The sequence below is a fragment of the Vibrio sp. 9-16B-A1 genome (genome assembly GCF_056726165.1).
Window position 1 is genome coordinate 141,671 of record NZ_JBSDZD010000007.1, and the last position, 14,980, is coordinate 156,650.

Below are 14,980 nucleotides of genomic sequence, written 5' to 3' on the forward strand. Positions count from 1 at the left end.
GCGGTTTGCGCTGAAGGTATTTTCACCTTCAGTGATGGACAGATTGATAACTTAACAGAGATTGGGAAATTCACTATGCGTAGCCATTATTGTGGTCACCTGAACAAGTCCCTGGCAGGACAAACAGTAGAACTTTGCGGCTGGGTAAACCGTCGCCGTGATTTAGGCGGTCTGATTTTCATCGATATGCGAGATCGCGAAGGTATTGTTCAGGTGGTGGTTGACCCGGATATGGCCGAAGCCTACGAGGTTGCTAACCAACTGCGTAACGAATTTTGCATCAAGCTGACCGGTGAAGTGCGCGTTCGTCCTGACAGCCAGGTAAATAAAGACATGGCAACCGGTGAAGTTGAGCTCCTGGCCCGTGGCCTGGAAATCATCAACCGTGCTGACGTACTGCCACTGGACTTCAACCAGAAGAACTCAGAAGAGCAGCGTCTGAAGTACCGTTACCTGGACCTGCGTCGTCCTGAAATGAGCGACCGTATCAAACTGCGTGCGAAAGCCTCAAGCTTTGTTCGTCGCTTCCTGGATGAGAATGCTTTCCTGGATATCGAGACCCCGGTACTGACCAAAGCAACGCCGGAAGGCGCGCGTGACTACCTGGTACCAAGCCGTGTTCACAAAGGCAGCTTCTATGCTCTGCCTCAGTCACCTCAGCTGTTTAAACAGCTGCTGATGATGTCTGGCTTCGACCGTTACTACCAGATCGTTAAATGTTTCCGTGATGAAGACCTGCGTGCTGACCGTCAGCCGGAGTTCACCCAGATCGATATCGAAACCTCATTCATGAGCGCTGACGAAGTTCGTGCGACCACTGAAAAAATGATCCGCGAAATGTGGCAGGAGCTGCTGAGCGTTGACCTTGGCGAGTTCCCGGTAATGCCTTTCGCAGAAGCGATTCGTCGTTTCGGTTCTGACAAACCTGACCTGCGTAACCCGCTTGAGCTGGTGGACGTAGCCGACCTGGTTAAAGACGTTGAGTTCAAAGTATTCTCTGGCCCGGCGAACGATGAGAAAGGCCGCGTAGCGGTAATCCGCGTACCTGGCGGTGCTTCTCTGACCCGTAAGCAGATCGACGGCTACGCAGAGTTCGTTGGCATCTACGGCGCGAAAGGTCTGGCGTGGATGAAGGTGAACGACCGTGCTGCAGGCATGGAAGGTATCCAGTCTCCGGTTGCTAAGTTCCTGAATGAAGAAGTGATCAACGGCATTCTTGAGCGTACTGATGCTCAGTCTGGCGATATCATCCTGTTCGGTGCAGACAAAGCAGGCATCGTTGCTGAAGCGATGGGCGCGCTGCGTCTGAAGCTGGGTAAAGACCTGGAGCTGACAGACGAGTCTGCATGGGCACCACTATGGGTAGTTGACTTCCCAATGTTTGAAGAAGATGACGAAGGTAACCTGCACGCGATGCACCACCCGTTCACTTCTCCTCTGGGCGTAACCGCAGAAGAGCTGAAAGCGAACCCGGCTGCAGCAAACTCAAACGCATACGATATGGTAATTAACGGCTACGAAGTAGGCGGTGGTTCAGTTCGTATCCACAACGCAGAAATGCAGGCAGCGGTATTCGATATCCTGGGTATCGACGCCGAAGAGCAGCAGCTGAAATTTGGCTTCCTGCTGGACGCACTGAAGTTTGGTACGCCTCCTCACGCTGGCCTGGCGTTTGGTCTGGACCGTCTGGTTATGCTGCTGTGTGGTACTGAGAACATCCGTGATGTTATCGCGTTCCCTAAAACAACCGCAGCTTCGTGTCTGCTGACCGACGCCCCAAGCCTGGCGAACCCGGCAGCGCTTGAAGAACTGGCAGTTGCAGTGACTGTAGCGAAAGACAAGGACGCGGAGTAATCCCGCAACTTTTGCTAAAAAAACTCCCGCTCAGGCGGGAGTTTTTGTTTTAATCTGTATATTACTTTTTTGGGTGAAGCGCCGCGAACCACGCAGCGAAGCGCCCACGAACCACGTACCAATACTTAATGTCCATTATTTTAGGAATCGACCCAGGCTCGCGTATTACCGGTTACGGCGTTATCCGCCAGCAGGGCAGGCACCTGATCTACCTGGGAAGCGGATGTATCCGCACCTCGCAGGATGATCTGCCGGGACGTCTGAAACAGATCTATGCCGGAGTGAGCGAGATCATTACCCAGTTTCAGCCCGATGTATTTGCCATCGAGCAGGTATTTATGGCGAAAAACGCTGACTCGGCGCTGAAGCTTGGTCAGGCAAGGGGCAGTGCTATTGTTGCAGCTGTTAATGCTGACCTGCCTGTCTACGAATACGCGGCGCGTCTTATCAAGCAGGCGGTCGTCGGAACTGGCGGTGCGGATAAGTCCCAGGTTCAGCACATGGTGATGAACATGCTCAAGCTGCCGGCTAAGCCCCAGGCCGATGCTGCCGATGCCCTTGGTGTGGCTATCTGTCATGCCAATACCAACAAAACCCTGCTGGCGATGGCCGGGAAAGCAACCAGCGCCAGGAAAGGGCGTTATCGTTAGTTTTTAAGTGCGAGTCGGTCAGGCTGATGCTGAACACAGACTCGCATAAACCCATCCATGGGGCTCCGCCTTGCCGTACTTGGGGGCCGCCCAGGTGCAAGGAGGGTCTGCTTATCAGCATCAGCCTGACTCTGTATGTGTCGGGGTGTATAGCTGATTAGTGTAACCAGTAAATTACTGGCTATCCATCCAGTTATCCATTATCATCTTTTCTAATCTCAACCAGCAACAAAGGAACTCCCGTGATTGGACGTCTTCGCGGTTTACTGATCGAAAAACAACCCCCAGAACTATTGATTGAAGTCGGCGGTATCGGCTATGAAGTGCAGATGCCGATGAGCTGTTTTTACGAACTGCCAAACGTTGGCGAAGAAGCGATTGTCTACACTCACTTTGTAGTAAGGGAAGATGCCCAGTTGTTGTACGGCTTTAATACCGTCAAAGAGCGCGCACTGTTTCGCGAAGTGATCAAAGCCAATGGCGTCGGTCCTAAACTCGGTCTGGCTATCCTGTCTGGTATGAATGCGGCGCAGTTTGTTTCCTGTGTTGAGCGTGAAGATATTTCTACTCTGGTGAAACTGCCGGGCGTAGGTAAGAAAACCGCCGAGCGTCTGGTCGTAGAAATGAAAGACCGCCTGAAAGGCTGGGGCGCAGGTGACCTGTTCACCCCTGCAACGGATGCCGCTCCGATGGACAGCGTATCCGCCATGCAGGCAGACAGCGCGATTGACGAAGCGGTTGCTGCACTGGTTGCTCTTGGCTACAAAGCCGCCCAGGCCGAAAAAGTGGTATCGAAAGTGGCTAAACCTGATATGAGCTCAGAAACGGTCATCCGCGAAGCGCTGAAGTCGATGGTGTAAAACTTTAGGCGCTGGGTACTGGGCGCTGGGCGCTGGGCAAAGAAACCCAGAGCCGAGAGCCCAGGGCCCAGGGCCAAAAAATAGGGACCCTATTTTTTATGATCGAAGCAGATCGTTTAATCGCGCCGGATAATCCGGTGTTTAAAGATGAAGAAGTGATCGACCGTGCGATCCGGCCCAAGAAACTGGATGATTACCAGGGGCAGGATCACGTGCGTGATCAGATGGAGATCTTTATCAAGGCGGCGCAAAAGCGCAGCGAAGCGCTGGATCACCTGTTGATTTTTGGCCCTCCTGGTCTGGGTAAGACCACGCTGGCGAACATTGTTGCCAACGAGATGGAAGTAAACATTCGTACCACCTCTGGTCCTGTGCTGGAGAAAGCCGGAGATCTCGCGGCGCTTCTGACCAACCTTGAAGAAAACGACGTGCTGTTTATCGATGAGATCCACCGTCTCAGCCCGGTTGTGGAAGAAGTGCTCTATCCGGCAATGGAAGATTACCAGCTGGATATCATGATAGGTGAAGGCCCGGCAGCGCGTTCGATTAAGATTGACCTTCCTCCCTTTACCCTGATTGGTGCGACTACCCGCGCTGGCTCTTTGACTTCACCGCTGCGTGACCGCTTTGGTATCGTTCAGCGCCTTGAGTACTACAAGATCCCGGATCTCCAGCATATTGTTCAGCGCAGTGCGGATTGCCTGGGCCTTTCCATGGAGAGTGGTGGCGCACTGGAAGTGGCGCGCCGGGCGAGGGGAACGCCGCGTATTGCTAACCGTCTTCTGCGCCGGGTACGTGACTATGCAGAAGTAAAAGGCGATGGCCATATCTGCTCTGATATCGCTGACAGAGCATTGAATATGTTGGATGTCGACAACCAGGGCTTTGACTATATGGACCGCAAGCTTCTGATGGCGATTATGGAGAAGTTCAGTGGTGGGCCGGTTGGTCTGGACAACCTTGCTGCCGCAATCGGTGAAGAGAAAGACACTATCGAAGATGTCATCGAACCGTATCTCATCCAGCAGGGTTACCTGCAGCGCACCCCGCGCGGGCGTATTGCCACCGACAGGGCCTACCTGCATTTTGGGCTTGAGAAATAATCCGGCAATAGTTTAAAAACAGTATGGCACTTTTTGCCATGCTGTTTTTATAATCGGTTCTCGGTTCTCGGTTCTCGGTTCTCGGTTCTCGGTTCTCGTTATCTGCCTCTCCCTTTCAGATCATTTGCTAATTTAGCAATTGCGCTCAGTCTGTTTACTTTGCTTAACAATCCGTCACATTTCCTGACTTACGTCTTGTTGCAGGGAAATCGTGTGCATTTGTTTATGAATTTTATTGTTTAAAACGTGGCAATTATTCGATTAATAACTGGAGGTTGATTCACGGTTTAGCAGGGTAAAAACCGGGTGAAAATTGACCTGAATCATTTTGGGTGTTTTTTGACCGGTGTGTCGAAGTGAAATTTGATACAGATCAAAGCAGAAATTGGTGATAAATCTTTTGAAACAAACTGGATTTAGCTTTAGTATTAGCCCTAGCTATATTAGCTGGTACTTAACAATAAATCAACCAAATAAATACATATTTCTAACAATGGTTTATGTTTGCTAACAATCGTGCTTTCGGAGACGGTTTTTCTGACAGGCAGGCTTAAAAAACCAGAGCGGATATGTATTGGTGTCATTCAGCCGACACGAAAGGAGTTATCATGATTGACGTAGTTGATCTGTCGCGGTTGCAATTCGCACTGACAGCGATGTATCACTTCCTGTTCGTTCCATTGACTCTTGGTATGGCCTTCCTTCTGGCCATCATGGAGTCTTTGTACGTAATGACCGATAAGCAAATCTATAAGGACATGACCAAGTTCTGGGGTAAGCTGTTCGGTATTAACTTTGCTCTGGGTGTGGCCACCGGCCTTACCATGGAGTTCCAGTTTGGTACAAACTGGTCTTACTATTCTCACTATGTAGGCGATATATTCGGTGCGCCTTTGGCGATCGAAGCCCTGGTGGCCTTCTTCCTTGAATCTACCTTTGTAGGCCTGTTCTTCTTTGGCTGGGATCGTCTCTCCAAACGTCAGCACCTTGCAGTCACCTGGCTGGTTGCTCTGGGTTCTAACTTCTCTGCCCTTTGGATTCTGGTGGCAAACGGCTGGATGCAAAACCCGGTTGGCGCTGAGTTCAACTTTGAAACCATGCGAATGGAAATGGTGAGCTTTGCAGAAGTGGTCCTTAACCCGGTAGCTCAGGTGAAATTCGTTCACACCGTAGCGTCTGGTTACACCACAGGTGCAATGTTCATCCTGGGTATCAGTGGTTACTACCTGCTGAAAGGCCGTGACGTTGCTTTTGCACGTCGTTCATTCGCTATCGCGGCATCTTTCGGTATGGCATCAATTCTGTCTGTAATCGTACTGGGCGATGAGTCTGGCTACGAGCTGGGTGATGTGCAGAAAGTGAAGCTGGCAGCAATCGAAGCTGAATGGCACACCGAGCCTGCACCGGCGGCATTTACCCTGTTTGGTCTGCCAAACCAGGATAAAATGGAAACCGACCTGGCAATCAAGATCCCTTATGTGATGGGTATCATCGCTACCCGTTCATTTGATACTCAGGTAACTGGTCTGCGCGATCTTCGTGAAGAGCACGTTGACCGCATCCGCACCGGTATGTACGCCTACGAGCTGCTTGAAAAACTTCGCGCCGGCGAGCGCACAGAGCAAAACCTGGCCGCCTTCGATGAAGTTAAGGGTGACCTGGGTTACGGCCTGCTGCTGAAGCGTTACACCGATGACGTGGCTGGTGCAAGCGAAGAGCAGATCCAGGCAGCTGCTGATGATTCTATCCCGACTGTTTGGCCACTGTTCTGGTCATTCCGTATCATGGTTGGCTGTGGCTTCATCATGCTGTTTGTATTCGGTGCGGCGTTCGTTCAGACCTGTCGTCAGAAGATCGAGCAAAAGCCATGGGTACTGAAAGCGGCGCTGTTTAGTATTCCTCTGCCGTGGATTGCAATTGAAGCAGGCTGGTTTGTGGCCGAGTATGGTCGTCAGCCATGGGCGGTAGGTGAAGTTCTGCCGGTACATACCGCAGCATCTGCTCTGACTGCGGGTGAGCTCTGGACTTCACTGTTTGTGATCCTGGCTATGTACACCGTTCTGCTAATCGCTGAAGTGTACCTGATGGTGAAATTCGCCCGTAAGGGACCAAGCAGCCTGAAAACCGGCCGCTATCACTTCGAACAAAACGCTGACTCTGCAGAAGACAAAGTTGGCCGCCAGGTAGAAGCTTAAGGCAGGGAGATTAAAGCATGTTTGATTACGAAATCTTACGATTTATCTGGTGGGTGCTGATCGGTGTGCTGTGCATCGGTTTCGCTATCACAGATGGATTTGACATGGGTGTTGGTGCCCTGGTGCCTGTAATGGGCAAAAACGACACCGAACGCCGTATTATGATTAACTCAATCGCCCCGCACTGGGACGGTAACCAGGTATGGCTTATCACCGCTGGTGGTGCGCTGTTCGCTGCATGGCCACTGGTTTACGCGGCTTCGTTCTCAGGTTTCTACCTGGCGATGATCGTGACCCTGGCTGCACTTTGGCTGCGTCCGGTTGGTCTGGATTACCGTTCCAAGCTGGAAGATAACAAGTGGCGTGATGCATGGGACTGGGCGATCGGTTTCAGTGGCTTTGTTCCACCGCTGATCTTCGGTGTGGCATTCGGTAACCTGCTTCAGGGCGTTCCGTTCACCCTGAACGAGTTCCTGATGCCGACTTACCACGGCTCATTCTTCGGCCTGCTGAACCCGTTCGCACTGCTGTGTGGTCTGGTGAGCGTATCGATGATCATTATGCAGGGCTCAACCTGGCTGCTGATGAAAACTACTGATGAAGTTTATCAGCGTGCTCAGCTGGTGGCTCAGGTGACTGGTGCTCTGGTTATCGTACTGTTCGTTGCTGCTGGCTTCTGGGTACAGCACATTGAAGGCTACGTGGTAACAAGCGTGATGGATCTTGGCGCACAATCTAACCCACTGAACAAAGAAGTGGCGCAGGTAGCGGGCGCGTGGATGCTCAACTTTGAGAAATATCCTCTGATGTGGATTGCCCCTGTACTGGGTGCTGCGATGCCGCTGATTGCGATTCTGGCAGCGCGTTTTGGCAAAGGTGCGGTTGCATTTGTCGCATCGAGCCTGACCAACGCGGGTGTTATCCTGACCGCTGGTTTCTCAATGTTCCCGTTCGTGATGCCTTCGAGCATGGAACCAGGTCACAGCCTGACCATGTGGGACTCAACATCAAGTGAGCTGACCCTGAACCTGATGACTGGCGTAGCCATCGTAATGGTTCCGATTGTACTGGGTTACACTGCGTGGACTTACTACAAGATGTTCGGTCGTCTGGACGGCAAGTTCATCGAAGAAAACAAAAACTCACTGTACTAAGGAGCATTACTATGTGGTATTTCGCCTGGATTCTGGGTGTGTTACTGGCCTGTGCATTCGGCATCATCAATGCTCTTTGGCTTGAACACACAGAAATGATGGATAAAGACTCCGAGTAAGGATCTTTAGTCCGAACATAAGCCCCGCGAATGTGGGGCTTATTTGTTACCGGAAGTATCTGATGACGCAATTAAATCAAACTTTTGAAAAACTGCACAAGCCAGTGGACCTTTGGCCTCTGCGCATTCTGGTTATGCTGGCTGCTTTTGGCCACGCAGGTCTGTTTATGTGGGAGCCGCAGGCATACGCTGAGCGCATTGGGGGATTCAGCCCGCTGCTTGGCTTTATGTTCGTGCTGAGTATCTGTTCTGCCATGGTGTATGGCATCGGTTTTAAACCCCGTTTCTGGCTGTGGCAACTGCTGTTCAGCCCCTATATATCGGGCAGCGTACTGGCGTTAATGACAATTCTGTGCCTGTGAAATGAACAAATGAGAGCAGTTTTCACCCGACCGCTCTCATTTTTTATGCTTTGACACAAAAAACCTTTTTCTTTTTTTTGTGGCTTAGGCAACATAGTGGCAGTACAGCTAAATTACCGGAATATGTTGGAAACGTTGTGAAAGGAATAAACCAGTCTGTATTTGAGTGGCCGGTTCGGGTCTATTACGAAGATACAGATGCCGGTGGGGTGGTATATCACTCCAATTACCTCAATTTCTTTGAGCGCGCCAGGACTGAACTTCTGCGCTCAATCGGGGTCTCTCAACAGGTCATGCTGGAGCAAAACATCGCGTTTGTGGTTCGTCATATCGATATTGACTTCCTGCAGGGCGCAAGACTCGATGATGATCTGTGTGTGAGAACCACCATCTCAGAACTTAAACGGGCCAGCCTTACTTTCTGTCAGGAGTTAGTCAATCCTGACGGTAAGTTATTGTGCAAAGCGCAGGTTAAGGTAGCATGCGTAAATCCGGAATTTATGAAACCTCAAGCGATACCAAGCTCAATTACTGCGGAGTTAAACAGTGACTGCTGATATTTCTATTCTCGACTTATTCCTTCAGGCCAGTTTGCTGGTAAAACTGGTCATGTTAACCCTGATGGGGATGTCGGTAGTATCCTGGGCGATGATCATCAAGCGCAGCAAGGTGCTGAACCAGGCTCATAAAGAAGTCGATAAATTCGAAGACAAGTTCTGGTCCGGTGTGGATCTTTCTCAACTGTACCAGGAAGTGAAAGCGCGTAAAGAGAACATCGATGGCGCTCAGCAGATCTTCTATCAGGGCTTTACCGAGTTTGCCAAACTTCGCCGCACCAACGGCGCATCACCGGAGTACGTGATGGATGGCACCGGCCGTGCGATGCGCGTAGCGGTTTCCCGTGAAGTCGACGAGCTGGAAACCAACCTGCCGTTTCTGGCCACCGTTGGTTCTATCAGTCCGTATATCGGTCTGTTCGGTACTGTATGGGGTATCATGCATGCCTTTATCGCCCTTGGTGAAGTGAAGCAGGCGACTCTGGCAATGGTAGCACCGGGTATCGCAGAAGCCCTGATTGCAACGGCGATGGGTCTGTTTGCCGCGATTCCTGCGGTAATGGCGTACAACCGCCTGAGTAACCAGGTGAGTAAGATTGAGCACGCTTACGCGACTTTCTCTGAAGAGTTTCACAGTATTCTTCACCGCCAGGCGATGGCGGATAAGGAATAAGCATGGCGGGCTACCAGCGTAAAAAACGTCGTATGACGGCGGAAATCAACGTGGTGCCATATATCGATGTGATGCTGGTACTGCTGATCATCTTTATGGTGACTTCGCCATTCGTCACCCAGGGGGTAGACGTAGAGCTGCCGAAAACCAGCAGTGCCAAATCTACTGCTGATCTGGCTGGTGACAGCAGCTCCAGTTTCATCATTATTGAAGTGGATGACCAGGGTCAGCTTGGCCTGAGTGTGAACGATGAAGACGTACAGCGCGGTATGAGCCTTGAGCAGATCATCGTGCGGGTTAAAGCCGAATTGTCTATTGCGCCGGATTCACCGGTTGCAGTGGGCGGCGATGCCAGGACGCCTTATGCTGAGGTGGTGCTGGTTCTGGATGAACTAAGCCAGGCAGGGATCGAAAAAGTCGGTCTGCTGACGGATATTAAGTAGGGATACCATCGGTTAATCGATGAAAAAGAATAACAACTACACTTCCGCGATAGTTATCTCCGTTGCCCTGCATGCAGTTTTGGTGGCGGCGCTGTTGTGGGGGACAGATTTCTCAATGTCCAAACCTGAACCAGTCGGAAACATGGTTCAGGCAGTGGTCATTGACCCTAAACTGGTTCAGCAGCAGGCCCGTGAAATTCGCCAGAAGCGCGAGGCCGCAGAGCGCGCCGAGCAGGAGCGCATTGATAAGCTGCGCAAGCAGAGCGAGCTGCTGGAGAAGAACCGTCAGGCGGAAGAAGCGCGTATTCGCAAGCTGAAAGAAGAGAAAGCCAAAGCCGAAAAGGCTGCTCGAGAAGCGGAGAAAAAACGCAAGCTGAAAGAGCAGGAGCGTAAGCGCGAAGAAGAAAAAGTGCGTAAAGAGCGTGAGCGGGCGAAAAAAGCTGAGGCAGATCGCAAAGCCAAACAGGCAGCAACAGCCAAAGCGGAAAAAGAGCGTCTTGAGCGTGAAAAAGCCGCCAAAGCTGCCGCTGAAAAAGCGCGCAAAGAGAAAGAAGCCGCTGCAAAAGCAGAGCGCGAGCGGATAGCCAAAGAAAAAGCGGCCAAAGAGGCTGCTGAAAAGGCCCGCAAAGAAAAAGAGCGTCTGCAACAGCTTGAGCGTGAGCGCAAAGAGCAGGAAGCGGCGATGGAAAATATTTTCGCCGGCCTTGAGACGGAAGCCTCGGCCAACAGCAGCGCCAAGCAGCGCTATGTGACCGATGAAGTCTCCCGGTACGGTGCAATCTACACTCAGCTGATCCAGAGCCGGCTTTTAAAGGATGATTCGTTTCTGGGAAAGCCGTGCCGCATCAACATGAAGCTGGTGCACACCGGCTCAGAAGCGATTGTTAGCAATGTTCAGGTGCTCAGTGGTGACAAGCGGGTTTGTTCTGCAACCAAGAGTGCGATTGCCCAGGTAGGCGGTTTTCCGGTTCCCAAGGACCAGGACGTTGCCAGGAAACTGAAAGATATTAATTTAACGGTAGAGCTACAATAAGGATGGAGTCGTGATTAAACGCTTTATACTTGGATTTATGCTGGTATTGGCCAGTGCTTCCCAGGTTGCTAACGCAGCGCTGGAGCTGGTGATCACAGACGGTATCGACTCAGCGCGCCCGATTGCGATCGTGCCGTTTCAGTGGAAAGGCAGCACCAAACTGCCACACGATGTGAGCAGAATTGTCGCATCCGACCTTCAGCGCAGTGGCAAGTTCAGCCCCATTGCCCCAAACAAAATGCCGCAGACCCCTTACTCAGATGAAGAAGTAAAGTTCTCTGAGTGGACCTCTATGGGTGTAGACGCTCTGCTGACCGGTACCATCTCTCAGAACGCCGATGGTAACTATGTAGTGGAATATCAGTTGATCGACGTGGTACGTGGCCAACTGACCAAAGGCCAGAGCCGTGCCCTTAGCGAGGATGGTGAACTGGTACTTTCCAAAGATCACGTCCTGTTTACCAAGCGCGCAACCGTACCAGGCAAACGCCTGCGTGAATACGCGCACCGTATTTCGGATCTGGTTTACGAGCAGCTGACCGGCGAGCGCGGCGCGTTCCTGACCCGCATTGCTTACGTGGTTGTTAACGACAAAGACAAGTACCCGTATCAGCTTCGTATCGCAGATTACGACGGTTATAACGAGCGCCTGGTGCTGCGTTCCACCCAGCCGCTGATGTCACCGGCCTGGTCTCCGGACGGTAAGAAACTGGCGTATGTCAGCTTCGAAAATGACCAGTCAGAAATTTTCGTCATGGATATCTACACCGGTAAGCGTGAAAAGATGACCTCTTTCCCGCGTCACAACGGTGCGCCGCGCTTCTCTCCGGATGGCAGTAAGCTGGCACTGGTCTTATCCAAGACCGGCAGTCTGCAAATTTACATTCTGGACCTTAAAACCCGTGACATGAAGCAAATTACACGCGGCCGGGCCAATAATACGGAACCATTCTGGTATCCTGATGGCCAATCTTTGGTGTTTACCTCTGATCGGGGTGGTAAACCACAGATTTATCGAGTAAATTTGTTAGACGGAGCGACCGACCGTCTGACATGGCAGGGCAGTCAGAACCTTGCGGCGCAGATCACGCCTGACGGGAAGCATCTTGTTATGGTGAATCGCAACGACCGCGGTTTTAACCTTGCCAAGCAGGATCTCGAGACGGGTACAGTACAGGTGTTAACCAATACCCAACTGGACGAGTCTCCGAGTATTGCGCCAAATGGCGGTATGGTCATCTACAGCTCCATGTACAGAAAGCAAAATGTGCTCTCTATGGTTTCTATAGATGGTCGTTTCAGAGCCAGATTGCCAGCAACAAACGGGCGTGTTCGCGCGCCAGCATGGTCACCATTTTTGTAGCATGAATCCAGTTTTGGATTTCAACACAGTTTCGGATACATAAGGAAGAATAAGATGCAACTTAATAAAGTTCTTAAAGGGCTGATGATCGCGCTGCCTGTTCTGGCAGTAACAGCATGTAGCTCAAGCGACAAAGCGGCTGATGCTTCAGCATCTCAGCAGACTAACCAGGAGCAGACTACCGATGCAACAGTAGCAACTCCTCTTGGTGCAGATACTCAGCTGACTGAGCAAGAGCTTAAAGAGCAGCAGCTTCGTGAAACTCAAACTGTTTACTTCGCGTTTGACAACTCGGCTATCTCTTCTGAGTACGAAGATATGCTGGCAGCACACGCAGCATTCATCAGCAAAGATCCTTCAATCAAAGTGAAGATCGAAGGTCACGCGGACGAGCGTGGTACTCCTGAGTACAACATCGCTCTGGGTGAGCGTCGTGCTAAAGCAGTAGCTAAGTACCTGCAGGCACTGGGTGTTCAGGCAGACCAGATCGAAATCAAGAGCTACGGTGAAGAGCGTCCACTTCTGCTGGGTCAGACTGCCGAAGTTTACGCTAAGAACCGCCGCGCAGTTCTAGTATACTAATAGGTATAGCCTATGTTCAGTAACACTAAGCGCGTAGTTACGCTTACGTTACTGGCAAGTGCGGCGAACTTTGCGTTCGCCGCACCAGCCCCAGTATCCGACCTCAACGACTCCACGTCCGTTACCCCGTCCTCGTCTTCAGCTCCAGAGACCGATATACAGCGTCTTGAGCGCCTTTTAAAAAACCGCGCAGCACTTCAGATCCAAATGCAGGGTCAGATTGACGATTTGCTGGCTGAAGTTGGACAACTTCGTGGTGAGGTTGAGCGAAACAGCTACGAAATGAAGAAAATGACCGAGCGTCAGCGTGAGCTGTTCCTCGAGATTGATCGTCTGCGCCAGCTTCAGGACAAGCCTGCAGTGGAAGCCGCGCAGGAGCCTGCAGAAGGCAAGCAGGGCACGTTTACCACTAACAAGGACGAAGACAGCGCCTATAAAGAGGCGGTGGATCTGATCCTCAAACAACGTGACTACGCCGGCGCTATTGTGGCGTTTAATGAGTTCCAGAAAACCTATCCTGATTCCAAGTTCATGCCGAATACCCATTACTGGCTTGGACAGCTTTATTTCGCCAATAAGCAGGACCAGGAAGCAGCGAAAAGCTTTGCTGCGGTGGTAGCCTATAAAGAGTCCAACAAGCGTGCAGATGCACTGCTTAAGCTGGGCGACATTGCGGCCCGCAACAACAAAGCGGACGTAGCGAAGAAATACTACCAGCAGGTTGTTGACGAGCATCCGGACACGTCCAGTGCCAACATTGCACGTAAGAACCTTAAGTAGTTCTCAGCTAATCAACAGGCAGCCACGGCTGCCTGTTTTGCTGTCTGAAGCCAGAAATCGTCAGCCATGCGGGAAAGTGGTAATTGCAGCCTGAAAGTGTACAATACCCGGATTCCTGGACGAAGTAGCTAAGACGTAGCTAAGAGCTGAAGCAATGGCGCACATACTAGATAAAATCGATACTGTTTACCCGTTCCCTCCTAAACCAACTCCATTAACGGATGAACAGAAGCAACAGCACACCGCGAACATCAAACGACTTCTTAAAGAGAAAGATGCCGTCCTGATCGCCCATTACTACACTGACCCTGAAATTCAGGCGCTGGCTGAAGAGACCGGCGGTTTCGTGGGTGATTCACTGGAAATGGCCAAGTTTGGTAACCGCCACCCGGCCAGCACACTGATCATCGCTGGTGTTCGTTTTATGGGCGAGTCAGCAAAAATCCTGACCCCGGAAAAACGCATTCTGATGCCGGATCTGAAAGCCGAGTGTTCTCTGGATCTGGGCTGTCCTGCTGACAAGTTCACCGAGTTTTGTGATGCGCACCCTGACCATACGGTAGTGGTGTACGCTAACACTTCCGCTGCGGTAAAAGCCCGTGCCGATTGGGTGGTGACTTCAAGTATCGCACTGGAAATCGTTGAACATCTGGACGCAGAAGACAAGAAGATCATCTGGGGCCCGGACCGTCACCTGGGTTCTTACATCGCCAACAAAACCGGCGCAGAAATGCTGCTGTGGCAGGGTGAGTGTGTAGTGCACGACGAGTTCTCATCTGCTGCGCTGCGTGATATGAAAGCCATGTACCCGGAAGCGGCGGTACTGGTTCACCCTGAATCACCGTCAAGCGTAGTGGAACTGGCTGATGCAGTGGGTTCTACCAGCCAGCTGATCAAAGCAGCCAAAGAGCTTCCACACAAGCAAATGATCGTGGCCACTGACCGCGGCATCTTCTTTAAGATGCAGCAAATGGTACCAGAGAAAGAGCTGATGGAAGCGCCAACCGCAGGTGCCGGTGCAACCTGTCGCAGCTGTGCACACTGCCCGTGGATGGCGATGAACGGCCTGGCTGCGATTGAAAAAGCGCTGACTGAAGACAGCAGTGAACACGAAGTGTTTGTTGATGAAGCGCTGCGTGAACGCTCACTGATCCCGCTGAACCGAATGCTCGATTTTGCCGAGCAACTGAACCTGAAAGTGAAAGGCAACGCCTAAGCTCTCACTGAGCGGATAAGAAAAGGGCCACATTAC

General features: G+C 51.5%; 16 protein-coding genes. All 16 read left to right on the forward strand.

The window, feature by feature from the left end; genetic code table 11:
• Nucleotides 1–75: 75 nt before the first annotated feature.
• The 16 genes from aspS (at nt 76) to nadA (ending at nt 14,944) form a co-directional block, all read left to right on the forward strand.
• Nucleotides 76–1,854, forward strand: a complete 1,779-nt coding sequence (gene aspS / locus ACVB80_RS13180) for an aspartate--tRNA ligase (RefSeq protein WP_481081749.1) — start codon at nt 76–78, stop codon at nt 1,852–1,854.
• 128 nt (nt 1,855–1,982) lie between these two features.
• On the forward strand, nt 1,983–2,504 hold the full coding sequence (ruvC, locus tag ACVB80_RS13185; protein WP_481081750.1) for a crossover junction endodeoxyribonuclease RuvC: 522 nt from the start codon (nt 1,983–1,985) through the stop codon (nt 2,502–2,504).
• A 242-nt stretch (nt 2,505–2,746) separates the two neighbouring features.
• Nucleotides 2,747–3,364: a Holliday junction branch migration protein RuvA gene (gene ruvA / locus ACVB80_RS13190; protein ID WP_481081751.1), complete on the forward strand. Its 618-nt coding sequence runs from the start codon at nt 2,747–2,749 to the stop codon at nt 3,362–3,364.
• Nucleotides 3,365–3,462: 98 nt separating this feature from the next.
• Complete coding sequence (gene ruvB, locus ACVB80_RS13195; RefSeq protein WP_481081752.1) at nt 3,463–4,467, forward strand: Holliday junction branch migration DNA helicase RuvB; 1,005 nt, start codon at nt 3,463–3,465, stop codon at nt 4,465–4,467.
• 608 nt (nt 4,468–5,075) lie between these two features.
• Nucleotides 5,076–6,662 carry a cytochrome ubiquinol oxidase subunit I gene (cydA, locus tag ACVB80_RS13200; protein WP_481081753.1) on the forward strand — a complete coding sequence of 529 codons (1,587 nt, stop codon included), beginning with the start codon at nt 5,076–5,078 and terminating at the stop codon, nt 6,660–6,662.
• Between the two features lie 17 nt (nt 6,663–6,679).
• Nucleotides 6,680–7,816, forward strand: a complete 1,137-nt coding sequence (cydB, locus tag ACVB80_RS13205) for a cytochrome d ubiquinol oxidase subunit II (RefSeq protein WP_481081754.1) — start codon at nt 6,680–6,682, stop codon at nt 7,814–7,816.
• Between the two features lie 11 nt (nt 7,817–7,827).
• Nucleotides 7,828–7,935, forward strand: coding sequence for a cytochrome bd-I oxidase subunit CydX (gene cydX, locus ACVB80_RS13210; RefSeq protein ID WP_000270285.1), 108 nt, complete (start codon nt 7,828–7,830; stop codon nt 7,933–7,935).
• A 62-nt stretch (nt 7,936–7,997) separates the two neighbouring features.
• Nucleotides 7,998–8,297 carry a cyd operon YbgE family protein gene (locus ACVB80_RS13215; RefSeq protein WP_481081755.1) on the forward strand — a complete coding sequence of 100 codons (300 nt, stop codon included), beginning with the start codon at nt 7,998–8,000 and terminating at the stop codon, nt 8,295–8,297.
• A 137-nt stretch (nt 8,298–8,434) separates the two neighbouring features.
• Nucleotides 8,435–8,854: a tol-pal system-associated acyl-CoA thioesterase gene (gene ybgC, locus ACVB80_RS13220; RefSeq protein ID WP_481081756.1), complete on the forward strand. Its 420-nt coding sequence runs from the start codon at nt 8,435–8,437 to the stop codon at nt 8,852–8,854.
• Nucleotides 8,844–9,527: a protein TolQ gene (tolQ, locus tag ACVB80_RS13225; RefSeq protein WP_481081757.1), complete on the forward strand. Its 684-nt coding sequence runs from the start codon at nt 8,844–8,846 to the stop codon at nt 9,525–9,527. Before ybgC ends, tolQ begins: the two co-directional genes overlap by 11 nt.
• A gap of 2 nt (nt 9,528–9,529) precedes the next feature.
• Nucleotides 9,530–9,970, forward strand: coding sequence for a protein TolR (tolR, locus tag ACVB80_RS13230; protein ID WP_481081758.1), 441 nt, complete (start codon nt 9,530–9,532; stop codon nt 9,968–9,970).
• Between the two features lie 19 nt (nt 9,971–9,989).
• Entirely contained in the window at nt 9,990–11,003 is a 1,014-nt protein-coding gene (tolA, locus tag ACVB80_RS13235) for a cell envelope integrity protein TolA (protein WP_481081759.1), read from the forward strand.
• A 37-nt stretch (nt 11,004–11,040) separates the two neighbouring features.
• Entirely contained in the window at nt 11,041–12,366 is a 1,326-nt protein-coding gene (gene tolB, locus ACVB80_RS13240) for a Tol-Pal system beta propeller repeat protein TolB (RefSeq protein ID WP_481081855.1), read from the forward strand.
• Nucleotides 12,367–12,420: 54 nt separating this feature from the next.
• Nucleotides 12,421–12,948, forward strand: coding sequence for a peptidoglycan-associated lipoprotein Pal (gene pal, locus ACVB80_RS13245; protein WP_481081760.1), 528 nt, complete (start codon nt 12,421–12,423; stop codon nt 12,946–12,948).
• Between the two features lie 12 nt (nt 12,949–12,960).
• Nucleotides 12,961–13,728, forward strand: a complete 768-nt coding sequence (ybgF, locus tag ACVB80_RS13250) for a tol-pal system protein YbgF (RefSeq protein WP_481081761.1) — start codon at nt 12,961–12,963, stop codon at nt 13,726–13,728.
• A 154-nt stretch (nt 13,729–13,882) separates the two neighbouring features.
• Entirely contained in the window at nt 13,883–14,944 is a 1,062-nt protein-coding gene (nadA, locus tag ACVB80_RS13255; RefSeq protein WP_481081762.1) for a quinolinate synthase NadA, read from the forward strand.
• The last annotated feature ends 36 nt before the right edge of the window (nt 14,945–14,980 follow it).